This window comes from Exiguobacterium sp. LL15 (genome assembly GCF_024436095.1).
GTDB lineage: Bacteria > Bacillota > Bacilli > Exiguobacteriales > Exiguobacteriaceae > Exiguobacterium_A > Exiguobacterium_A indicum.
In genome coordinates this window covers 1,502,034-1,523,252 of the sequence record NZ_JANFNX010000001.1, presented here as the reverse complement: position 1 = coordinate 1,523,252, position 21,219 = coordinate 1,502,034, and the positions used below count along the sequence as shown (strand labels likewise).

The following is a 21,219-nucleotide window of genomic DNA, read 5'->3' as shown; positions in this document are numbered from 1 at the left end:
CCAGTCCATTATTTTTTTGACGCTTACATTAGGAAATGCTAATATGATGATAACATATTAGCGGATTCGAATATGAAAAAGGAGTGAACATTTTGGAACAATTACTGGAACCATTGGACTTAAAGGTAAGGGTCGTACATGGTTTTTCTAATAAGACACGATTGCAGATCTTAGAATGTATCCGTGACGGAGAGAAAACCGTCACGGAAATCGTCGAAGCGATTCAAGGAAATCAGTCCAACGTCTCGCAACACTTGGCGTGTCTAAAAGGATGCGGATTGATTCAAAAACGGACACAAGGGAAGTTCGGGTACTACTCGTTGCGAAACGATACCGTACGAGAATTATTGCGACTGTTTGGAGAACTGACGTTAGAAATCGGTCAGGAATCTGCTTGTTGTGAACATCACATCGAGGAGGCGTAAAGATGGCAAGTTCCTGTTGTAACAATGACTCTTCGAAGGAGAGCGCTCCAAAAGAAGGGAAGAACGCTTCTTTACCGACAACGACGTGCTGTACCTCGAGCGCAGACACGCAACTTGGAAAGGCGGATCAGACAAGGTGTTGTACGACCTCCGAATTAGCGGGTACGTCGTTACAAACGGAACCTTCTGAGTCTCCGCCTACCGATACGGAGACATGCTGTAGTAAGGTGCCACTGGAGAAGGTGAATCCGGACGATGCGTCATGTTTCGCCTCGAGTAGCCCTGGATCAGCATCGAACCTCGCTACTCGTGCGACGTATACCTACCGAATAGAAGGGATGGATTGTCCCTCTTGCGCCGCGACGCTAGAGAAGGGGTTGGCGACGATACCGGAGTACCAGCACGTGTCCGTCCAATATGGTGCTGCTCGTCTGAAGATCGACAGTGAAGAAGAACCAGATGATCGTCGTTTAGGGGAGGAAGTCCGAAAATTAGGATTCCATCTCATCCTTCCCGATAAATCAGATCAGCTCGTCCAAACATTCACCGTTTCCGGGATGGACTGTAGTAGCTGTGCTAAGACGATCGAACAACACTTTCAAAAGATGCAAAATGTCCAGACCGTCACAGTTTCGTTTGCCCGTGGGGAGATGGAAATCGACCATCAGCTGGATGCTCGACAAGTCCAAAGCGAGCTGAACAAGATCGGTTTCGATGGATACGTCAAGGGAAAGAAAACGTCCGAGGCACCGGTCCGGTCGTTCGAGGGGATCTCCTTGATCCTGTCCGGGATTTTGATTGGTCTGGGATTGCTCATCCAAACGAGCGGAGTAGCGTATCTTCCGAATGTTTTGTACGGTATCGCCTTGATCCTCAGTGGAGGGAGAGTTTTTCGGAGTGCCTATTATGCCGTCCGTGCCCGCTCACTCGACATGAACGTATTGATGAGCGTAGCAGCCATCGGTGCCGCAGCCATCGGGGAGTGGCTCGAGGGGGCGACCGTCGTCTTCCTCTTTGCCATCGGCAATTTGCTTCAGAATCGCTCCCTTGCACGGACGCGCAATTCCATTCAGAAACTGATCGAACTGTCTCCGAAGGAAGCCTTCGTGCTGACGGACGGGGACGTTAGACGTAAACCGGTGGAAGCGGTGGGAGTCGGAGAAATCCTCCGGATTCGACCAGGTGATCAGGTTGCACTGGACGGCACGATCCTGAACGGGACGACGACCATCAATCAAGCACCGATCACGGGCGAATCGATTCCTGTCGATAAGAAGGAAGGCGATCACGTATTTGCCGGAACGCTCAACATGGATCGTTCGTTCGACATGATCGTCGAGAAGACGTATCAAGATACGACGCTTGCGCACATCATTGAACTGGTCGAGGAAGCGCAGGATAATAAAGCACCGAGTGAAGCGTTCATCGATCGTTTCGCGAAAGTGTATACACCGTTCGTCTTCCTAGGTGCATTGTTGCTAATGATCGTCCCACCTTTACTCCAACTTGGTAGTTGGGGAGAGTGGTTCTATAAGGGATTGGAATTGATCGTCATCGCCTGTCCGTGTGCGCTCGTCATCTCGACACCGGTCGCGATCGTGACGGCGATCGGAAATGCTGCCCGTAACGGCGTCTTGATCAAAGGCGGAGTGTTTCTAGAAGAGGCGGGAAAAATCAATGCCATCGCCTTCGACAAGACGGGAACGCTGACGAAAGGAACACCGAGCGTTCAACGGTTCATCTCGTTGTCACCTGATCGACGACTCGCTCTACAAGTCGCGCATTCACTAGAACGGCATTCCAGTCATCCATTAGCTAAAGCCATCACGACATATGCGAGTGAAGAAGGTATCCGACCACTTGAAGCGAATACCATCGTGAATCAGGTCGGGAGTGGAGTATCTGGAACGGTTGATCAAGTGATCTATCAGATTGGCGGAATGAAATGGTTTCGGGAGATGGATTATGATATCGCTCCGATCGAATCCGACGTTCGAAAAGCTGAAGAACGTGGTCAGACGGCAGTGCTCGTAGGAAGCGCGTCGCGTTTACTCGGTCTTTTCCTCTTATCGGACGATGTACGCGAAGAGAGCGCTGCGGCTTTACGTAAATTAAGGGAAGACGTAGGTGTCGAGCAACTCGTCATGTTGACGGGGGATAACGCAGGAGCAGCGCACCATATTGGGGGACAATTACACTTAGATGCTGTCCATGCTAATCTATTACCCCAGGATAAGGTGAAAATCATCGAACAGATGCAGGACCGAACGTTACGAACTGCGATGGTCGGTGACGGGATCAACGATGCCCCTGCTTTCGTCACGGCGGATGTCAGTATCGCGATGGGAGGAGCTGGGACGGACACGGCACTTGAGACGGCAGACATCGTCTTGATGGCAGATAACCTGCATAAGCTCCCCTATACCCTCGACCTCAGCCGTGCGACGATGCAGATTATTAAACAAAATATCGTGTTTTCTATCGTAATCAAAGTTATCGCGATGGCGCTTGTTTTCCCAGGGTGGTTGACGTTATGGATGGCGGTTCTCAGTGACACGGGTGCGGCTGTCCTCGTGACCCTGAATGCGTTACGCCTGCTGAAGAAGCGGACATCGTGAGGACGCACAATTCCACCATTATAGGTACGTTCGAACGACTGGTTCTTGGAAAAAGAGCCGGTCGTTTGTCGTGGTTAATCGTTTGACGAGAAATCATGAAGCATGATCTGTATTGTAGAAAGTATGAAGTTGAATACGCAATAAAGAAAGTGAGTCGAAAATTAAAAGTGACCTATAAGTCGTTAAGGCGTGAACGAGACGATTGACTTAAAAAATAAAGGAACTGACGGAAGGAGACTGAAATTGGGCGTATCACTAATCTTATTTTTTATCGCAGGACTTGCTGAAATCGGTGGAGGCTATTTGATATGGCTTTGGTTACGAGAAGGAAGATCGATACATATGGGAGTAACGGGAGGTATCTTGTTGGCGCTGTATGGCATCATCGCAACACTTCAAACATTTCCGAGCTTTGGGAAGGTGTATGCTGCTTACGGTGGTGTTTTTATCGTTCTCTCTGTGCTCTGGGGATGGGGGATAGACAAGAAAGTACCCGATTTTTATGACTGGGTGGGAGCCTTTATTTGCTTGATCGGTGTAGCGGTCATGCTGTGGTTCCCTAGAGGATAGCACGTCAAAGTAGCGATTCATCTTACGGCGCAGATGAAATAGTAAAAGAGTGAATGATAGGGAAAAGACGCTAGATCACGGCAATTCACTTCAAAATAAATGACTGGATGAAGTCACTCGTGCATTCGTCAAGCTTCATTAGAAAAGCGACGCATGCACGATGAACTTGAAACAAAACGCTATCGTGATGCAAAAAGACGCCGTATCATCCTTCGTGCATGCTGACTATATGAAGACGCGCACGACTGATGATCACATTTCATCCTAACATTTGAACGCTTACTATTTGCTTGAACGCGACGATCTCGACGTCGAGGTTGCGTTTGACGAGATGGACCTCCTCTCGCACGTAGTCGAGCTTCTCGACGAAGGCATCGAAACGATGCCTCAACGGACCATTCATCGCCGTCACCGTAACGATGTCTCCGCTGAAGATGGCATCGTTCAACGCGTTCTCGATCGTTCCATCGATTGGTCCCTCCGTATCCTCAAACTTGAGATGATGTACCTCTTGGTAATAGCGTTTTAGCAATCCTTTGGGCTCGGGCGTGAGGAACGGGATCCATTTCTTGTTGCCCCGGTCTTCATAACTCATCTAAATCACTCCTTTTTATAATAAGAGCATTTGTTCCTGTTATGTTCCTCCTTTCTGACGTTTTCAATCCGTTTTTTTCGACGTCTCATCAATTCCTCCGTTTCTAGGGATGAAAAAAGGCAGTGACGAGGATCTCATCACTGTTCCAATAAATTTCGAAAAGAAAATTGATAAAAGCTTTTTTCTTTACCCATTCTGTTATACTCATTCATTTTTTATGAATGAAAATCGATTTTTTACTAAGCTAAAATCATGTTATTAAAGAACACTAATTTGAATATTAAATCAATCTTCTACTCTTCGTTAAAAAATCTTCATTTCTACCTGTGACACCGTTTTGCGCCCAATTTCCTGGAGGCATTTCTCGAATAAGAATCAATATCTTATCTCCCGGTGCAGGGGTGAAAAGCGAGAGAATTTCAGTTAACTTATTCACCCAAGCATCTTTTATTTCTTGATTGAACGTATCCCACACATCGATCGTCAAGATAGCCATTCCTGCGACAGGAGTGACGTCTGTTGCATAAGACGCTCGTGTCTGCCAATTCGTTATGCGACTCTCGGAAGAAAAGGTCGGATCGGATGCCATGGCACCCGCTTTTCCAAAGTTTTCTGGTTCTTGTTCGTGAATCAAGACTTGAATCTTGTCAGGAATCATGTTCAATGTCTCGACCGTTATATTCGTCAGTTGATGGATGAGTTGTCGTTTCGTATCACGTGACATCGCTGGCCAAGTATTTAGAGAAAGTAATGGCATCAGAGCACCTCCCGTTCGTTTAGATAAGTACGCAATGCATTTACTACGATCGTATGATCTTCTTCAGGAGTTAACCCCGAAACTGTGATCATTCCGACAATCAGTCCACCATCCAGTATGATCGGGAAAGAACCGCCGAAAGCAGCAAAGCTTGAGTCTAGTCGGTGTTCCTCGTTATACGTCATCTCGCTACGTGCAGTCCGTAATTGCATGAAGTAAGAACTGTGAAGATGATAGTCGACGACTCGTTTTTTTCGTTCGATCCATTCGCCATTCATGCGGGTCGTACCTGGCATCTTATAATGGAACATCGACGTACCATTGACGGTAATATCAATGGCGATGGATACGTTGTTTTTCTGTGCTTCTTGAATCAAGGTCAATCCTAACGGAAAGATATCATCGTGTGTGAATCGCTTAAAACGTAAAGTATGTTCTTCCTGTTGTGTCTGTTGTAGCAAGTCTTCAATCGACATTGGTAAGCTCCTTTTCAGATCGGATAAAGTGTTCATGTTAATTAAAAGTCAAACGTATCTGGATCCGGTCCACTCCGAAGGTTTTCATTCAATTGGTTTAATCGTTCCATATCTTCTGGAAGGATTTCGAAATCAGTGATGCGCAGATTTTCTTGCATCCGTGAAGGCGTCATGGACTTAGGAATCGTGATGATACCCTGCTGAATATCCCATCGAAGAATGATTTGAGCAGCTGATTTCTTGTATTGTGTAGCGAGCTCCTGAACGACCTCATTTTCTAGAAGTTCCGCATTCATAAGCGGTGACCAGGCTTCAATTTGAATCCCATGTTCACTGCAGAATTGACGTAACTCTGACTGAGTTAGCTTCGGATGGAGTTCGATTTGATTAACGACAGGCATGATGGAAGCATGTTGCAGTAAGTCTTCGAGATGGTGGATTTGAAAATTACTCACACCAATCGCGCGGACCTTGTCCGTTTGAACCAATTCTTCAAGTGCTTTCCAAGGAGCTTGATACTTGGCTTTCCCCGGCCAATGGATCAAGTAGAGATCGAGGTACTCTAACTGCATTTTTTCTAAGGATTCTGCGTAAGCAGCAAGAGTTTCTTCATATGATCCATGTGCATTCCAGACTTTTGATGTCACGAATAGTTCTTCGCGTGTTACGAGTCCTTCTTCGATAGCTTTCGCAATGCCTCTGCCGACACTTTGCTCGTTACCATAGATGGCTGCAGTATCGATGCTGCGATAGCCTTCGCGAATCGCAGTCACGACCGCTTGCTCGAGATCCGCACCGTCTTCGACACGAAATACGCCATATCCGACTTGTGGCATGTCCACACCATTGTTTAACCGTACTGTAGAGATTTTCATATTCATCTAGCTCCTTTATCAAAATTACAGCAAAAAAATCATGCTGTATGTGTGACATCATCATATCGGGAGCAATCAGAAATAAGAAGACGGCACTTTAAAGTTCCATAGTCACCAAAAAGTGACTTTTCCTAAATCACAGGGGCGAGGGAAGTACAAAAATTAAACAGCAAACAGCCCTGCATTCGAAAATGCAGGGCTGTTTAGGGAAGTACAGAAAAATTAACAGCTATTCTTCAAGTGTTCATTTTGGAGATGTTGCTCTCCCCAGTCACATAAGACATCCATGGTCGATTTTAACGATCGTCCATAGTCCGTTAACTCATATTCGACCTTAGGTGGAGCTTGGTGATAGATGACACGTCGAATGACACCGTCCTGTTCTAATTCTCTTAATTGCTGGACCAGCATTTTTTGAGAGACATTCGGCATGAGGCGTTTCAACTCACTCGTCCGGTATTTATCTTTAAACAAGTGGCACAAGATGACGACTTTCCATTTCCCGCCGATTACTTTTAAAGCAGCTTCGACAGGAATACTAAATTTACTCAACACGATAACTCCTTCATCTATAAAATTAAAATACAATGACTGATTCCTTCGTTAAAAGAATTACCAAAACGAAATATAGCATAAGTTGTACTTTATTCAAAAGAAGTGAACTCGTATGACTAAATGAACTAGTATTGAGCATTACTCGTGTTGTAAAGCAGGACGTTATCAAAATATCCGATTTAGTTTTTCTTAGACGTAGCTGTACGTTGTTTTATTTTGTTGCCTCTGCTTCATACTTCTCTAAAAATTCATCAACAGAAACCTTTTCATTTACTTCACTCGTTGATTTACTTGAGGAAATGGTGTGAGATGATCCTTTTAAATCATCTGGACTTGATTGGATTTCAAGCACTAATGTATCACCTAGACCCGTTTCAAGCCCACTTTTGAAGTTAAAAGTTCGTGTTACATAAGCTTCAGCATAATTTCGTTGATTTTCGGAGTACACTTTTACGTTAGAAATTTTATAACTAAATGAATGTAGCTGTTGTTTATCCACTTTTGTACTAGATAGAAAAATTAATACAGCCTCGTCGCGTGAAGATAATCTCGATTGATTGGTGTGTGCTAACGGCGTATTGTTTAAAAAATCCGCTTTTTGTTGCTCCAGGACGTTCGTGAAAAAAGTGTAGGCTTGCTCCTTTGAAATCGCGCTTTCAAATTTTTCCTGTGAAATATTAGAAGTCGCTATTGCGTTACTTATCAAAAAACCAGAAGATAGAAGTACACCTAAAGAGAGTGATAATAAAATAGTTTTCTTCAATATCAAAACCTCTTTCTGTTGTATAGATAATGTTACTATATAACAAAAAAAACCAAAAAAGGAAAGGTTGAAAAAGATGGGTAAATCGAATTCTAAGAAAAAGAACAGAAAGAAAATAGTCCTGATCTGTTTCGGAACGCTAGCCATCATCGTACTACTCATGCCAATCCTATCACCGGTTCTGTTTACGGATGCTTCGCCGAGAGGTGCTCTAAGACACGAACTTTATAAAGAAGGCTATTTCTATCAAAGTTACTTTGCAATCATTACGGAACAAGATCCACAAGCGGAGCGCTACCATATGTTTTGGTACCATTGGAAAAGTGAAACAGGCGGAACTCCTTTTGTCTGTTATTCGAAGAAGGTGAGTGAAGAAAAGTACGCGGTCTCTTGTGGTACAGGTCCATGACCTGATTTTTTCGGACAAGAATCTTAAATAAGAAAAGTAGATACCTCATGCGAAATAGGAGTGCAGGCTGGTGCGATGGAAGCGTAAATAGTTTTGCACTCCTTTTGTGAAAAATCGAGATATAAAAGAAAAAATTATACGCCAAACATCATAAATGTAGACCAGACATAGAAAAATTCCAATGAAACTTAATAAAGGAAAATATCGTAATTAATAGTTGTATAATAACTTCATGAAACAAATATATTCAAAGAATACATATGTCGGAGGAGACGTCGATGGTGGTACCGTTTCTTGGACTTGGTGTCGGGATATTCTTGTTGACGTTAGGCATCTATTTCATCCGCTCGAAGCATGCGAAAAAGACACCGCTAGCGGGACACGGGGATAGCGTCGACTCGGTGGATTCATTTGGACTCAGTATCATTCTGTCAATTGGCGTCATCCTATTTTGTTCGTTGACCGTCAGACATTATGGTTATGTCTGTGTCTTAGATGGACTATTCATACTATATGTGGTCAGCGCAGCATGGTGAGACCTATGGGAATGTAGAAGGTAAGATAAAGGGAGCACAAATCATGATTCAATTAGTAAAACAAATCGACGATCGTGTGTATCACATCGTCTTTCACCAAGAGGGGCGCACTTTATTCTGCCGGGAAGGTGTTGCCCAAAAAGAGCAGGCAATCGATAGCGAGGATATGATGGAAACGAATGAAGAGTCTGCAACGAAGCGGATTATTTTCAAAAATCCGTTCCTCGCGTATTGCCAGAAAAAAACGTGGGTTCGTGAAAAATTAGACGATGGATATATCCGGTCACCTTTTGCTCTGTCTGAAGCGATGGATTTTCGAGCCGACCGACGAATCATAAAGTTGCGTATTTTAAGCGCTCTATTGATCTTATTCAGTGGATTACTGACGCTGACTGATATCTTGCCGATTCCGGGATACATAACACTCGTCGTTCTGATGATTTTCTGGCCGATTGATCTCGAAGGGAAATCTGCACGTACTCGCATGTATCGCTGGTCAGGAGCACTTTTCATGTTCGCCTTAGCGGGTTCATCAAAAAACTATTTATCACCAATCAATCTCTCGATTAACGGAGCGATCTGTCTCATCTCAGGATTCATTCTCCTGTTGTATGCGTCAGAACAATTACAGGAACTTGCGACGAAAGGAATCACATATCATGACGAATCAACAAACGAAGGTGATTGAACTCAAACGCGACAATGGTCAAACGACTGACTATTGGGTCAGTTACCGAATGGGGCGCACGCTGTATCAGGTATCCGTGCAAGAACAAGCGGATGGTCAGACGGATGAAGGGGAGGTCGTCAAAGAACGTTTTCCGTTTTATTTCGGGATGAAGACACGAATGCTTGAGTTAGCGGAAGCGAAAGAAGCCCTTGGTTTTCGACCATTGACCGAAGCGGAGAAAGCAGCGCCCGTCATCGAGGAAGAGGAAGCGCAGCTCGATCCTGCTTTCTTTAAGCCCGCTATTCGATACGCTTGGTTGATGCTTGGTCTCGGCATTCTTCTCTTCCTCCTTCCTTCGCCGATCCTGAACGGACTCGCGTTCGGACTTGGCTTATACATTTGGTATGAGACGTTCAGACAGCCAGGAATACCGCGCAACTATCAAAGGTATTTTCACGGGATGCTTGCGGGATTGACAATCTTACAGGTGCTATCGGCGATTGAGTTGGAGCGATTTACACACCCATATTATGCGACAATTTGTGTGCTATCTGCGATCGTATTGGTGTTGCTCGTCGTTCAGCACCGTTTGAAAGAAACCGATCAAATCGGTCAGGAGGAAAGTGTTCGGGTTAGGAAAATGAAAGACTATTCTGATTTGGATCTTTAAAAACTTATTTGCTTAACTTTCATAAGGCTAGAAGAGTTTGTATTGCTGTAAAATATAGGTATCAATCGCATTCAATCAGCCTATTGAAAAGGAGAGTAAGTCATGGATGTACAATGGAACGATAAGACTATCCTTGAACTCATACTCATCGTCTGGGTGATCGGTGCCATCATCATCATCGTGAGCCAGGCGCGGAGTAAGAAAAGCTTGAAAGCTAGCTTGATTAGCGGAACGATCATCAATCTTCTTTATACGACGGGCATTTCATTACTGTGGTTTTACACGATTGCTGTCGATGGGATCAGTCAGGTGTTAGTCGTCTATTTCTTCGTCGGCATCTTTACAATCCTTGAGTTTCTGTTCGTGATCGTTTTGTTGATCGTCAAACGCAAAAAAACAACGATCTCTTGAGAAAGGAAATTCGTGATGAACCGTTTTAGAAAGCTGATTTCAGAATTTCAACGTTTGTTTCGATAATCATCCGAAATTCCAGCGGACGATTGAAGGATTAGAGGCGATATCGTGTTGAATCGGAACAAATCAAAGAAGGGATTGTTTTATGTACGACGCAAGGACATCATCTACATAGTAGTAAACGTGCTTTTTCGTAAAGGCTCTATTTACGAAGAAGTATTTTTTTAAGGATTTAGTTAAATTAAATTGAACTTATTGCTTTACATTTTTCTTCCAGTCCTTTACTCTACAATAAAGTTCAATAAAATTTAACTGTTGGAGAGAGGGGAAGGCGATTGAACAAGCAACTAGTCATCTTGCTACTTGGTAGAATTCTGATGAACATATCAGACAGCTTTTATATGATTGCCATCGTTTGGTTCGTCAAGACGACGACGAATTCGCCATTTCTGGTCGGATTAACGAGTACGATTGCTGTGTTACCCGTGACGCTTCAATTTTTGTACGGTCCGATCATTGATCGTTATTCGAAAAAGAAACTCCTCTTTTTCTCAGGCGTCGGGCAAGCCGTTTTGGTCGGAATCATCACCTTGCTTTATTTTAACGAGACGCTCTGGATTCCATTACTGCTCGTTATTCTGTTTTTAGCGTTAACATTAGCGGAAATCTCGTATCCCACCGAAAATACACTCATCGAGCGACTGGCATCAAATGATCAGTTGACGAAAGTCAATTCAGTGTTTGCCTTTTCTTATCAAACGCTTGATTTGATTGCGGATGCGTTAGCAGGCATCGTGATTTTGTTTGTCGGCGTCGGAATCGTATTCGCTGCGAATAGTATCGTATTGCTAGGGATCGGGTTCTTATTTTTGCTCGTACTCAAAGTGCCATCTTCAGAAAAAGAACAACCCATCATTTTACGAAACTTTTGGAACCAGTATAAGCGAGACTTCAAAGAAGGATATTATGTTGTCAAGCAACAAAAGAAATTACTGACCATCATTTATGGCATAATCGGAATGAATTTTCTTGCGACAATGGGACTTGCGGTGTTACCAATCATTTCTGAGACGTCAGCAGAGTATGGATTTTGGTTAGCAGCAATTTCACTTGGAACGATGATCGGAACATTGCTTTCAAGTTACTTGGAGACATTTGCTCTTAATCGTGTCATGCCGATTGCAGCGCTCCTATCCGGTTTATTTTGGATTAGTGCGTTTTTAGTAAAAGATGCTGGGGTACTACCCATCGTCTTATTTGGAATCGCTTGGATTGGAATCGGTGTGAACAGCATTTATCTGTATACGCTCATCCAAGTCAACCTTCCGTCGGACTATTTAGGAACAGGGTTTTCGTTTCTCTCTTCACTGTTAGGGTCTTTAAGTCCGCTTGGATATTTTGCGGGAGGGATTTTCGGAGAATGGTCTTCTAGTGCAGCAATCTTATTGATCTCTGGTATCGGCTATTTTGGCTTCGCCGGTTATTTCTTAATTCATCCGACACTTAGAGCGCTAACGATACCTGTCAATACTAAATTCGAGAAGATTGCTGAAGAGAGAATAAAGGTCAATTAACTCCGATGAAACCATTTAGTTTACATAATGAAGTAGAAGGAGGCATGTCTATTCTTCTACTTTTTTTTTGTAATTATGCAATCGATTGCATTCGTATGCTAATTCAACATCCAGTAAAAGGAATTATATTTCTTGCAAAAAACTAGTTTTTATTTCACACGATTTATGCAAGAATAGAACACAACAAACTGCGAGAATTTTTAGAAAAGTGAATGACTAGACTATTCATCCTTTTGAGTAGAAGAGAGAAGTCATCGTTTTTCGAATTCTAAATAACTTATTTTTTGTAAGCCTGGAGGGGAACGTATGAAAGTGTTGAAGATGTGGAACCAAATCAGTTTAGTGAAACAAATCGCGATTGGCTTGATCGTGGGTATTATTTTAGCCGTCACGATTCCTGAAGCGGCGAAATCCTTGACCATTTTTGGGACTTTATTTATTTCTTCCCTGAAGGCAGTCGCGCCGATTTTAGTCTTTTTCTTAGTTATGGCATCAATCGTGCAGCATAAAAAAGGACAGCAGACGAATATGAAATCGATCATTTTCTTGTATCTGCTCGGGACGTTCCTAGCGGGAGCCATTGCGGTCATCGTCAGTTTCCTTTTCCCAGTAAACATTCGATTGACGGAAGGTGCGGAACAATTGGCTGCTCCGGGGAACACCGTTGAAGTTCTTCAGAAACTCGTCTTGAATATGGTTGATAATCCAGTTAATGCGCTCATCCAAGCGAACTACATTGGCATTCTGACTTGGGCGATCGTATTAGGAATAGCTTTAAAGAATGCGTCCGATACGACGAAGACATTCATCTCGAATTTCTCTGACGCCATTGCGAAAATGGTCGGATGGGTCATCAAACTGGCTCCTCTTGGTATCATGGGAATCGTCATTGGCTCTGTTACGGAAAACGGTCTTTCTTCATTGCTCGATTACGGGAATTTATTATTGGTATTGATTGGCACGATGCTTGTCGTAGCACTCATTGTTAATCCTCTCATCGTGTTCATCAACGTTCGTCAGAATCCATACCCACTCGTCTTCAAATGTATCCGGGAGAGTGGAATTACCGCTTTCTTCACACGAAGCTCAGCTGCAAACATTCCGGTCAACATGGAATTATGTAAGAAACTTGACCTCGATAAAGAGACGTACGGGATCTCGATTCCGCTCGGTGCCACAATCAATATGGCGGGAGCGGCCATCACGATTTCCGTCTTAACGTTAGCAGCGGTTCATACGCTTGGTATCCCAGTCGACCTTCCGACAGCCATCATCTTGAGTGTTCTCGCTGCTGTTTGTGCATGTGGCGCATCCGGTGTCGCTGGCGGTTCGCTCCTCTTGATTCCGCTCGCATGTAGCTTATTCGGGATTCCGAATGACATCGCGATGCAAGTCGTAGCAGCGGGTGTTCTAGTCAGTGTGTTACAAGATTCGTTTGAGACAGCACTCAACTCGTCAACAGATGTCTTATTCACGGCGACAGCAGAATATCGAAAACGACTTAAAGAGGGAGAAACGCTCTCGATCAATCGTCAGTCGATGAATGAAGATGTATCTGAAAAAGTCGTCAACGGCTGATTAGCTTCTCAATTATCAGCATGATCTAAATAAGAAAAGGCATCCTTAGCTGAGGATGCCTTTTCTTATAGACAAATTAACCTTCTCCTAAAGCAACGTACTTTTTTAATTTCCCATTGAAACTCACTAGCAAAATGTCATTTCTTTCTTTAGTAGAGTATAGGACGGTACCCTTATAGAGTTTCGTAGCAGTCCCATTATCAAAAGCGTCTTTATCCGAACTTCTTCTTTTAATTTCTCCAACTTTTTCATTCTGAGTGACTTCGGTTTTTTCTGCCCATGCTACGTCTGATTTGTAGATCGTATCATTGAATTGAAAAATGTCTGCTTTAGCATCTTCGCTCAATACTTCGGATGCCGTCGGTTTTTCACTAGTACTTTGCATTATCTCTTCATTATTACAACCAACTAATATCCATACCGTCATAATCGAGAAAGCGAATGATAAAACGACTTTTTTCATGATATAACCTCTTTCCCGTTTTGTAAGTTATTCCATGCCGATACACGTTAACTTCAACTGCTCTTCACGGTTGCCATCCCATTTGATTCGGACATGGTACGTGTCAGTATCTTTAAAGATTTGTAAGGCGGCACTCGTCTCAAAGGTGGCGCCATCTCTTTCGGTTCCAATGAAGCTTTGGAAATGGCTAGAGTGTTTAGCATATCGACCATCTGACAACTGACTATCGACAAACCAGGTCACAGGTTTCTGTTGGTGCTCCACTCGTTTTAGATCCTGTCCGATATATGTTAGGGCGTAGCCTTCGCTTACCCGGTAAGATAAAGGACGTTCTTTGACTTGCCGTACATGAATCACGGCGTTCCAGGATTCGCCTTTTGCCTGAAAGATGAGGTGTTCGGATTCAGATGTCGCTGAAGCGCGGTGAATACCATAGAACGTAAAAAGCGTGAGGAAAAGTAAGAAGGCAATCAGTAAGGTCCGCTTGAATAAGCGCTTGGACATGAGGATCACCTCTGAACAGCAGTTTCCTTTAGTCTAGCAAATTCAAATGCTTTTCTTAGTCAGAAATCTTAAAAAAGGGGAATCCATTTTTAGGATATCCAGCGTCCGATCTGCTCACCCATCTTGACGCTACGTTCGATGCCTGGAGCGAGTTCGACCGTGTCCGGTGGCAAGACGAGGATGACAGTTGAACCGAACGAAAAGTAACCGAACTCTGCACCACGCTCCAGCAGGCGTCCTTGATGTGTCTGAACGATCGTATTGACGTTCAGCGCACCGACCATGACGTGCTCGATCGTGCGGTGATCGACTTGCAGACGCGTGACGCGGCGATAATTGCGTGTCAACGGACGTTTGCTGAATCGTAGCCCCATGTCATTGACGGGTGCCGATTCTCGCCCGAGTGTATAACTCGTCGTGATTTCGCCCGTGACTGGCGAATGGACACGGTGATAGTCGGTCGGACTCAAATAGAAAATCAAGGCGACACCGTTCGCGTAATCCTCGGCGCGTTCGCTCGAGCCAATCAGCTCAGCAACGGTATAATCCTTTCCTTTGATTGTAAACCGACTATCTTGCGTTAATGCCGGGACGATGGAGAGGACGGCGTCACTTGGACTGACGAAGGCATCCGTCGTGGTTGCGATTGGTCGCATACCGGGACGTAACTCGCGTACGAAACAATCGTGCAGCGAGGTAAACGAATCGACAGACTTCAGCGCTTGATCCGTCTGAATGTGATAGGTGCGAATGAAAGGTCGGATGAGAGGTTTACTAAAGCGACTCATCGCAAACCGTTTTAGTGTGTTCGCGACTATTGGTCGAGCATTTAAGTGGACGATCGTATCAAAGATGGCTTTCTTCATGAGGTAAAAACTCCTTTAAGTTGTAATCTACCTCTTAGGATAAGGTCAAATTCTGTTGATAGACGGAGTCGTTTTCTTAAGTTTGTCTTAAGAAAAACACGTACCGAAGATACGGCACGTGTCAGAACGTCATGATTTTCGAGTCAACAAATAAAGTAGGGGTCCGAACGCACCAATCGCGAGGGTGATGATTGCCCAAAGCGGAAAGCTTCGTCCGGTACGACGTGTATCATGGCGGAGCCAAACGATGATGAAGAGGGCGCAGAGAATCAGGTCGACGAAAATCTGGAGCGTCGCCGTGTTTTGTGTCGCTTCCGTAAAGATGCCAAGTACACCAAAATCAATGATCGAAAACGCAGTTAAAACAGCGAAAGCGATCGTAATGACAAGCAATAAAGGTTTCGGGATGGTGTCTACAAATGAAGCTTGAGATTCTCTCATGAAGGATCCTCCTTAAAATGTAGTGATTACTACAAATTAATGTAGCACGTACTACATCCATGCGTCAATCTGCTTAGATGTTGTATGATGAAAAAGGAGAAGGGAGAATCGATCATAATGGATAAGTTTGAACAGAAGCGACAGGATTATACGCATCAGATCGCAAAAGCGACGTTAGCATCAAGCATCAAGGAAATGAGTCTGAAGAAGATGGCGACCGCTGCCGGGACGAGTGACCGGATGCTGATGCATTATTTCAAGGATAAGCAAGATATCGAGACCGCAGTGTTGACTGCGATCAGCCAAGAACTGATTGATTTACTGCAGCAACCGGATTTAAAACTCGAGTTCACGGCATTCGTCCGCTTTCTACGTCAAGCAATCGATGAGCCACGAATCAAGCCATATTTGAATCTTTGGTTCGAGATCACCCATCTCGCAACGAGTCAGGGAGAACCGTATACGTCAATCACGCGGACGATCGGGGAGTCGTTCGACGATTGGATTAAACAGATCTACGTGCCAACAGAGGGGGAAGATGTCGAACAGCAAACTGCGTTGCTCTTTGTCTTCACGGAAGGACTTGTCGTTTTGAATAAGATTGGTTTACAAGACCGGATGGACGCGGCGGTTGAAGCGATGATTGCATTAACAAAGGACAACATGCCTCGTAACTGAGGTGTGCTGTCCTTTTTCGGCATTTCACTGAAAAATCGTTACAGCTGAATAAAGAAGTAAGGTACACATAATGACGCGAAACGCGACGTCGTATCTTTGAAATAACGAACGAAACAACGAGCCACTTCCTGCCCAAAGCAATAAGGCAATCCACCCGAGAATGATGGCATACAACGTGTATTGAACGATTTCTACAGTAGACGTGCTGTGCGGCAGAATGAACGTCGATAAAGCGGTTAAGAAAAAAAGGATACTCTTGACGTTGATGAGTTGGAACAACAGACCGGATAAAAATGTCGCTGGCACGGTATCGATCTGACTTGCTGTCTGCTTCGGGAAACCAATCTTATAGGCAAGGTAACCGAGGTATGCGGCACCAAGCCACTGAAGAATCGGTTCGATCATAGGTAAGGTCGCTTGTAATACTGTCGTCCCTAATGCGCTGATCAATCCGAGTATCATGAACCCTAGTAAGATTCCGGTATTAAATCGCCAAGCACCACGAAAACCGAAGTGGCTCGATTCATGCATGACTAACAGATTACTTGGTCCAGGTGTGATGGACGTAATGATGACATAAGATAAAAAAGCAACAACATTCATGAGAACACTCCTTTTTCGTTCTATCGAATACTTGAATTCTAGTGTAAGATGACAAGATCGATAAATAAAATTGAAATAAAGAATCATTCCATCATTTTTTTCGATGGACGATGAAAGGAGAGTCTTGAAATGGAAATTCGCCATTTGATCAGCTTCTTGAAGATTATTGAGACGAGGAGTTATACGGCAGCTGCGAGTGACCTCGGCTATACGCAATCGACGATTACGTCCCATATGCAACTGCTCGAACAAGAAGTAGGCGATGCTTTGTTTTTCTATTCCAATCGTACGCTTCAGCTTACACCGCTAGGTCAGGAAATCATCCCGCTTGCTGAAGATTTACTAGCGACACACGAGAAAATCAAGTCGATTCAACAACAGGATCCCTTTGAAGGCGTCTTGAAGGTCGCTGCGCCAGAGTCACTGACGATCTCTCGTCTTGGTTCCGTCTTACAGACGTTCATGACAGCATATCCGAATGTCAACATCATCTTATCGAATGGAACTTGTAAGGAAAATCAAGACGAACTCTTACATGGACGGGTCGATGTCGCCTTGATGCTGTATCCAATGTTTTCCACTGAACGTTGTACGCATGATGTTTTGACAGAAGAGAAGATCGTCATCATTGGTCATCCGACGATGCCGGATCATTTTGACGCGATTCGATCTTTCGCGGACACATACGTCTATCTGACGAATGAAGACGGGTGTAGTTACCGAACGATGTTTGAGGCGTGCGTCAGAAACCAAGACATCTCGTTTCAGACACAGGAATTGTGGAGTATCGGGGCAATCAAGAAGATGGTGATGAACGGTCTTGGTTTTGCTGTGTTACCGCATGTGACGGTAGCAGATGAAGTGGAAGCAGGTGCGATAAAAATCATTCAACATGATGAGACGTTCGAACCGATGTATGCCCATCTGCTTACGAAACAGTCGAAGTGGGGTTCACCCGTAACACGCGCGTTTCAGGAAATCGTCCTGGACCAATTCACGAAGTCAAAGTGAATCGAGTATCTCGACCCAGACTTGATAATATACTTCTTCATCGAGGTGAACCGTTGCCGACCGTACGCGATAGTCTGGGTTTTCCGCTAAATAAAAAGCAAGAATCGTCGCGACTTTAAAGTCAGGGGTGCAATATCCGGTGATTGGACGACCATGAATCTCATTCGTGATCGAGTCTGCCCAAACTTCGGCTTCACGAAATGTCTCGAACTGAATCATCTCTTCCTTCCAACGAATCGCCATCTTCATATCCTCCTCTACTGTAGTTAATGTTAGTATATGGAAGAAATAGTGTGTTACTCAAGGGGGAACGTTAGACATGAGTCGTTTTGGAATACATCAGGAAGTAATCAATCCGCCACTCGGTGCCGCCTTCATCGGTTATCACCGAGAAGAAGGTGTCGCGAGCATACACGATTCGCTATATGTCACAGCGAGCATCTTTGAAAGTGAGCAGACGACATCGGTTTTCGTCAGCATCGATAACATCGGTTTGCTCGTCGCAGATACCGATACCATCCGTGAAGGAATCGCTGACCGGCTAGACGTCTCGAAGGAACAGATCATGGTCGTCTATACGCATACACATTCAGGTCCAGCGACAGCGGGAACTGAACCGTTGACCGTCGCCTATAAAACGATCTTGACGCAACAAGCGATCGTATCTGCCGTCAAAGCAAGCGAAGCGATGCAGTCGGTCGAGATGGGTTGGGGTGTGACGCAGGGGAAACTCGGCGTCAACCGTCGGGAGAAAAGGAATGGTCATGCGGTGATGGGAACGGATCCGCTTGGGGTGACGGATGACCGAATCGGGACGCTGTTGGTTCGACGTGCCGATAATGCGTGTCTCGTCGGAGCCTTCGTTTTCTGTACAGCGCATCCGAACGTCTTGAAATCAGACAGTGTTGTTTTATCCGGTGATTATCCGGGTGTCACTCGAACGATCCTCGAACAGGCACTCGGCTGTCCAGTCGTGATCGTCCAAGGGGCGACGGGGAATATCAATGCGAAATATCGCGGGGATCTAGAAAGCCTACAGAAGATGGCGCTTGCTTTAAGTGGACACGTCTTAACGACGATCCCAGACATGTCGTATCAACCGTTAACGCATCACCGGATTCAGTCGATGATTTATCCGATGCGCTTAACAGAAATACCGACGATAAACCAATTACAAGACATGGCAATTTACGCTGAACAGACTTGGGGCGTCAGCGCAGAACGCTGGTTGGCGTACGTTCAAGAGCAATCGGGAACAACACTCACCATCCCGGTCGAAGTTCAATTGTTTGAACTAAATGAGGGTTCGTTCTCAGGCATCCCGATGGAGCCGTTCTGTGAGACAGCGCTACAGATAAAGCGGATGCGTCAAACGGAACTCGCCTTTTTCGGAGGCTATACGAACGGTTACATCGGTTATTTGCCGACAGCGGAAGAACATCCGTATGGTGGGTACGAGGTGGCAATCAATCCCGTCGTCTACGGTCCAGTAACGGGGCTTTGGATGCCACCTGTACCGGAAACGGCAAACGACATCGTGCATCGCATCCGACAACTCTATGAAACGAACAACACCCCGGCTTCTCTCGTCTGAGAGACCGGGTTGTCGTAGTTACGATTTTATTTTTCTGATGAACCGGCGTATCGCAAAAACAAATCCGCATGTCAGCAGGGCGAATAAAAGAAGCGTAACTAGTAGGTAGGCAGATAGATTTAACATCAAAGACCTCCGTAAATAGGTATAGCTGGATTTTCGAACTTTCGAATAATAATAGAGTAACATAGTAATTAACATTATATAGGGAAATGACTTGTTGTTTTCTATATTTTTTAAAGGAGTTATTCATTATATGAACGAATAGTTATTTTATTCCATTATAATTGAGAGGGAAAATATCATGATTATCAAAAGATGTATTCTTAGTGTTGTCATCACTTATTTATTCCTCAGTTTGCTTTTATCCTTTAGCATCTGATAGAAGACTTTACGTCGTACGATAATGAGAAAGCACTTAAGGCGTTCACAAAGCCTTTTATCGAAGATGAACTGAAAGTAAAAGAAATACTGAATTGAAAAGAAAAAGTGGAAGTAGATGAATTTTCATCACTTCCACTTTTTTATACGATTGATTATTTCCCTGGCTTCGTCTTGTAGAAGCTGTAGAAGACGCTGATCAAGATGACGAGGACGATCGTACCGAGTGACATCCAGATTGGCATTTTGTAGACGTCACTGAAGATCATCTTCGCTCCGATGAAGACGAGCATGAAGCTAAGACCGTGTTTCAAGTAGTAGAAACGATCAATCAAGTTCGCGAGGACGAAGTAGAGACTACGGAGTCCAAGGATCGCCATGATGTTCGCATAGAAGATGATATACGGATCACGCGAGTACGCGAAGCTTGCTGCGACCGAGTCGACGGCGAAGACGATATCTGAGATCTCGATGAAGACGAGCGCAATCAAGAGTGGCGTGAAGAACAACTTTCCATCAATCCGTTTAGCGAACTTACCAGACGAGATGTCTTGCGTGATCGGTAAACGTTTCTCTAACCAACGAATCGTTTTGTTCTCTTCGAGCGACGTCTCTTGGCCGATGTTTTTGTACATCATCCAACCCGTGTAGACGAGGAACGCTCCGAAGATGTAGTAGACCCAAGCGAAGTTCTCAAGCAACGAAACACCAGCGACGATGAAGATGACGCGGAAGAAGATTGCACCAAGAATACCCCAGAATAAGACTTTGTGCTGGTACTTCAATGGAATCGCGAAGTATGCGAAGACGAGTGAGAAGACGAATACGTTATCGATCGCGAGAGCCTTCTCGATGAAATAAACGCTCGTATATTCGATCGCAGCGGAACTTCCTTGATCGAAGTAGAGCCAGCCACCGAAGGCGACGGCGATTGCGATCCAGACGAACGTCCACGTCCAGGCCTCCCGAAGCGAAACTTCATGTGCCTTACGATGGAATACTCCAAGGTCAAGGGCGAGCATGATGAAAACGATGGCTAGAAAAGCAATGAGTAGTGTCAACAGCGCTTCCTCCTTTAAGGTAATTGTTATCTTGAATTTATTATAAGGTCGTAAGAACTCAAAAGTAAAGCGAAAAATGTTTGGAATGTGCAATTGGTTAAAAAACAATCCCCGAAAGTGGACGAATGTATT

The 21,219-nt window shown here is 44.5% G+C and carries 26 protein-coding genes; 13 read left to right on the top strand and 13 right to left on the bottom strand.

Annotated elements, in window-relative coordinates; all coding sequences use genetic code 11:
* Positions 1-92 precede the first annotated feature (92 nt).
* The 3 genes from NOM72_RS07920 (at position 93) to NOM72_RS07910 (ending at position 3,613) form a co-directional block, all read left to right on the top strand.
* Positions 93-425: an ArsR/SmtB family transcription factor gene (locus NOM72_RS07920; RefSeq protein ID WP_081780456.1), complete on the top strand. Its 333-nt coding sequence runs from the start codon at positions 93-95 to the stop codon at positions 423-425.
* 2 nt (positions 426-427) lie between these two features.
* Positions 428-3,043, top strand: coding sequence for a heavy metal translocating P-type ATPase (locus tag NOM72_RS07915; protein WP_255998619.1), 2,616 nt, complete (start codon positions 428-430; stop codon positions 3,041-3,043).
* Between the two features lie 243 nt (positions 3,044-3,286).
* A complete protein-coding gene (locus tag NOM72_RS07910) occupies positions 3,287-3,613 on the top strand; it encodes a YnfA family protein (protein WP_214805972.1) in 327 nt (108 codons plus the stop codon).
* Positions 3,614-3,872: 259 nt separating this feature from the next.
* Here NOM72_RS07910 and NOM72_RS07905 read toward each other — a convergent pair whose 3' ends face one another.
* The 6 genes from NOM72_RS07905 to NOM72_RS07880 form a co-directional block, all read right to left on the bottom strand.
* On the bottom strand, positions 3,873-4,208 hold the full coding sequence (locus tag NOM72_RS07905) for a hypothetical protein (protein ID WP_255998617.1): 336 nt from the start codon (positions 4,206-4,208) through the stop codon (positions 3,873-3,875).
* A 280-nt stretch (positions 4,209-4,488) separates the two neighbouring features.
* Entirely contained in the window at positions 4,489-4,965 is a 477-nt protein-coding gene (locus NOM72_RS07900; RefSeq protein WP_255998615.1) for a tautomerase family protein, read from the bottom strand.
* On the bottom strand, positions 4,965-5,441 hold the full coding sequence (locus tag NOM72_RS07895; RefSeq protein ID WP_255998613.1) for a heme-degrading domain-containing protein: 477 nt from the start codon (positions 5,439-5,441) through the stop codon (positions 4,965-4,967). Before NOM72_RS07895 ends, NOM72_RS07900 begins: the two co-directional genes overlap by 1 nt.
* 41 nt (positions 5,442-5,482) lie before the next feature.
* On the bottom strand, positions 5,483-6,322 hold the full coding sequence (locus NOM72_RS07890; protein ID WP_255998611.1) for an aldo/keto reductase: 840 nt from the start codon (positions 6,320-6,322) through the stop codon (positions 5,483-5,485).
* A gap of 216 nt (positions 6,323-6,538) precedes the next feature.
* The gene (locus tag NOM72_RS07885; protein ID WP_035397757.1) at positions 6,539-6,868 is read right to left on the bottom strand and encodes a winged helix-turn-helix transcriptional regulator; all 330 of its coding nucleotides are present in this window, start codon (positions 6,866-6,868) and stop codon (positions 6,539-6,541) included.
* Positions 6,869-7,082: 214 nt separating this feature from the next.
* The gene (locus tag NOM72_RS07880) at positions 7,083-7,634 is read right to left on the bottom strand and encodes a hypothetical protein (RefSeq protein ID WP_255998609.1); all 552 of its coding nucleotides are present in this window, start codon (positions 7,632-7,634) and stop codon (positions 7,083-7,085) included.
* A 76-nt stretch (positions 7,635-7,710) separates the two neighbouring features.
* On the opposite strand from NOM72_RS07880, the gene NOM72_RS07875 reads away from it, so the two are divergent.
* The 7 genes from NOM72_RS07875 (at position 7,711) to sstT (ending at position 13,485) form a co-directional block, all read left to right on the top strand.
* Positions 7,711-8,043, top strand: coding sequence for a hypothetical protein (locus NOM72_RS07875; RefSeq protein WP_023468073.1), 333 nt, complete (start codon positions 7,711-7,713; stop codon positions 8,041-8,043).
* A 278-nt stretch (positions 8,044-8,321) separates the two neighbouring features.
* On the top strand, positions 8,322-8,579 hold the full coding sequence (locus NOM72_RS07870; protein WP_255998607.1) for a hypothetical protein: 258 nt from the start codon (positions 8,322-8,324) through the stop codon (positions 8,577-8,579).
* A 43-nt stretch (positions 8,580-8,622) separates the two neighbouring features.
* A complete protein-coding gene (locus tag NOM72_RS07865; protein ID WP_255998606.1) occupies positions 8,623-9,267 on the top strand; it encodes a hypothetical protein in 645 nt (214 codons plus the stop codon).
* A complete protein-coding gene (locus tag NOM72_RS07860) occupies positions 9,239-9,919 on the top strand; it encodes a hypothetical protein (RefSeq protein ID WP_255998604.1) in 681 nt (226 codons plus the stop codon). The genes NOM72_RS07865 and NOM72_RS07860 overlap by 29 nt, the downstream gene beginning before the upstream one ends.
* 102 nt (positions 9,920-10,021) lie before the next feature.
* Positions 10,022-10,330 (top strand): hypothetical protein, encoded by a 309-nt coding sequence (locus NOM72_RS07855; protein WP_058265365.1) that lies wholly within the window; start codon positions 10,022-10,024, stop codon positions 10,328-10,330.
* A 338-nt stretch (positions 10,331-10,668) separates the two neighbouring features.
* Positions 10,669-11,907: an MFS transporter gene (locus tag NOM72_RS07850; RefSeq protein WP_058713551.1), complete on the top strand. Its 1,239-nt coding sequence runs from the start codon at positions 10,669-10,671 to the stop codon at positions 11,905-11,907.
* 306 nt (positions 11,908-12,213) lie between these two features.
* Positions 12,214-13,485, top strand: coding sequence for a serine/threonine transporter SstT (gene sstT / locus NOM72_RS07845; protein WP_023468078.1), 1,272 nt, complete (start codon positions 12,214-12,216; stop codon positions 13,483-13,485).
* A 76-nt stretch (positions 13,486-13,561) separates the two neighbouring features.
* On the opposite strand, the gene NOM72_RS07840 is transcribed toward sstT, so the two are convergent.
* From NOM72_RS07840 to NOM72_RS07825, 4 genes are all read right to left on the bottom strand, one after another.
* A complete protein-coding gene (locus NOM72_RS07840; protein WP_035397743.1) occupies positions 13,562-13,948 on the bottom strand; it encodes a hypothetical protein in 387 nt (128 codons plus the stop codon).
* 27 nt (positions 13,949-13,975) lie between these two features.
* The gene (locus NOM72_RS07835) at positions 13,976-14,452 is read right to left on the bottom strand and encodes a hypothetical protein (protein WP_255998600.1); all 477 of its coding nucleotides are present in this window, start codon (positions 14,450-14,452) and stop codon (positions 13,976-13,978) included.
* Between the two features lie 89 nt (positions 14,453-14,541).
* Entirely contained in the window at positions 14,542-15,318 is a 777-nt protein-coding gene (locus tag NOM72_RS07830) for a phosphatidylserine decarboxylase (RefSeq protein WP_255998598.1), read from the bottom strand.
* Positions 15,319-15,447: 129 nt separating this feature from the next.
* Positions 15,448-15,759, bottom strand: a complete 312-nt coding sequence (locus tag NOM72_RS07825; RefSeq protein ID WP_082487037.1) for a DUF2834 domain-containing protein — start codon at positions 15,757-15,759, stop codon at positions 15,448-15,450.
* 117 nt (positions 15,760-15,876) lie between these two features.
* Between NOM72_RS07825 and NOM72_RS07820 the strand changes: the two genes are divergently transcribed.
* On the top strand, positions 15,877-16,437 hold the full coding sequence (locus NOM72_RS07820) for a TetR/AcrR family transcriptional regulator (RefSeq protein ID WP_035397738.1): 561 nt from the start codon (positions 15,877-15,879) through the stop codon (positions 16,435-16,437).
* Positions 16,438-16,461: 24 nt separating this feature from the next.
* Here NOM72_RS07820 and NOM72_RS07815 read toward each other — a convergent pair whose 3' ends face one another.
* Positions 16,462-17,040, bottom strand: a complete 579-nt coding sequence (locus tag NOM72_RS07815) for a LysE family transporter (RefSeq protein WP_255998595.1) — start codon at positions 17,038-17,040, stop codon at positions 16,462-16,464.
* A gap of 129 nt (positions 17,041-17,169) precedes the next feature.
* On the opposite strand from NOM72_RS07815, the gene NOM72_RS07810 reads away from it, so the two are divergent.
* On the top strand, positions 17,170-18,051 hold the full coding sequence (locus NOM72_RS07810) for a LysR family transcriptional regulator (RefSeq protein WP_058713548.1): 882 nt from the start codon (positions 17,170-17,172) through the stop codon (positions 18,049-18,051).
* Here the strand turns inward: NOM72_RS07810 and NOM72_RS07805 are convergent.
* Positions 18,043-18,294, bottom strand: coding sequence for a hypothetical protein (locus NOM72_RS07805; protein WP_023468085.1), 252 nt, complete (start codon positions 18,292-18,294; stop codon positions 18,043-18,045). The two genes, NOM72_RS07810 and NOM72_RS07805, sit on opposite strands and share 9 nt — an antisense overlap.
* Before the next feature lie 76 nt (positions 18,295-18,370).
* Here NOM72_RS07805 and NOM72_RS07800 point away from each other — a divergent pair, with 76 nt between their 5' ends.
* Positions 18,371-19,645 (top strand): alkaline ceramidase, encoded by a 1,275-nt coding sequence (locus NOM72_RS07800; protein ID WP_255998593.1) that lies wholly within the window; start codon positions 18,371-18,373, stop codon positions 19,643-19,645.
* A 536-nt stretch (positions 19,646-20,181) separates the two neighbouring features.
* On the opposite strand, the gene NOM72_RS07795 is transcribed toward NOM72_RS07800, so the two are convergent.
* Positions 20,182-21,087, bottom strand: a complete 906-nt coding sequence (locus NOM72_RS07795) for a TerC family protein (RefSeq protein WP_047394224.1) — start codon at positions 21,085-21,087, stop codon at positions 20,182-20,184.
* Between the last annotated feature and the right edge of the window lie 132 nt (positions 21,088-21,219).

Excerpts from the sequence above, each read along its gene's own strand:
- NOM72_RS07870 (WP_255998607.1), top strand. The coding sequence starts at position 8,322 with ATGGTGGTACCGTTTCTTGGACTTGGTGTCGGGATATTCTTGTTGACG.
- NOM72_RS07855 (WP_058265365.1), top strand. The coding sequence starts at position 10,022 with ATGGATGTACAATGGAACGATAAGACTATCCTTGAACTCATACTCATC.
- NOM72_RS07915 (WP_255998619.1), top strand. The coding sequence starts at position 428 with ATGGCAAGTTCCTGTTGTAACAATGACTCTTCGAAGGAGAGCGCTCCA.
- NOM72_RS07860 (WP_255998604.1), top strand. The coding sequence starts at position 9,239 with ATGACGAATCAACAAACGAAGGTGATTGAACTCAAACGCGACAATGGT.
- NOM72_RS07805 (WP_023468085.1), bottom strand. The coding sequence starts at position 18,294 with ATGGCGATTCGTTGGAAGGAAGAGATGATTCAGTTCGAGACATTTCGT.
- NOM72_RS07900 (WP_255998615.1), bottom strand. The coding sequence starts at position 4,965 with ATGCCATTACTTTCTCTAAATACTTGGCCAGCGATGTCACGTGATACG.
- NOM72_RS07890 (WP_255998611.1), bottom strand. The coding sequence starts at position 6,322 with ATGAATATGAAAATCTCTACAGTACGGTTAAACAATGGTGTGGACATG.
- NOM72_RS07905 (WP_255998617.1), bottom strand. The coding sequence starts at position 4,208 with ATGAGTTATGAAGACCGGGGCAACAAGAAATGGATCCCGTTCCTCACG.
- NOM72_RS07895 (WP_255998613.1), bottom strand. The coding sequence starts at position 5,441 with ATGTCGATTGAAGACTTGCTACAACAGACACAACAGGAAGAACATACT.
- sstT (WP_023468078.1), top strand. The coding sequence starts at position 12,214 with ATGAAAGTGTTGAAGATGTGGAACCAAATCAGTTTAGTGAAACAAATC.
- NOM72_RS07830 (WP_255998598.1), bottom strand. The coding sequence starts at position 15,318 with ATGAAGAAAGCCATCTTTGATACGATCGTCCACTTAAATGCTCGACCA.
- NOM72_RS07820 (WP_035397738.1), top strand. The coding sequence starts at position 15,877 with ATGGATAAGTTTGAACAGAAGCGACAGGATTATACGCATCAGATCGCA.
- NOM72_RS07800 (WP_255998593.1), top strand. The coding sequence starts at position 18,371 with ATGAGTCGTTTTGGAATACATCAGGAAGTAATCAATCCGCCACTCGGT.
- NOM72_RS07825 (WP_082487037.1), bottom strand. The coding sequence starts at position 15,759 with ATGAGAGAATCTCAAGCTTCATTTGTAGACACCATCCCGAAACCTTTA.
- NOM72_RS07875 (WP_023468073.1), top strand. The coding sequence starts at position 7,711 with ATGGGTAAATCGAATTCTAAGAAAAAGAACAGAAAGAAAATAGTCCTG.
- NOM72_RS07835 (WP_255998600.1), bottom strand. The coding sequence starts at position 14,452 with ATGTCCAAGCGCTTATTCAAGCGGACCTTACTGATTGCCTTCTTACTT.
- NOM72_RS07865 (WP_255998606.1), top strand. The coding sequence starts at position 8,623 with ATGATTCAATTAGTAAAACAAATCGACGATCGTGTGTATCACATCGTC.
- NOM72_RS07815 (WP_255998595.1), bottom strand. The coding sequence starts at position 17,040 with ATGAATGTTGTTGCTTTTTTATCTTATGTCATCATTACGTCCATCACA.
- NOM72_RS07810 (WP_058713548.1), top strand. The coding sequence starts at position 17,170 with ATGGAAATTCGCCATTTGATCAGCTTCTTGAAGATTATTGAGACGAGG.
- NOM72_RS07840 (WP_035397743.1), bottom strand. The coding sequence starts at position 13,948 with ATGAAAAAAGTCGTTTTATCATTCGCTTTCTCGATTATGACGGTATGG.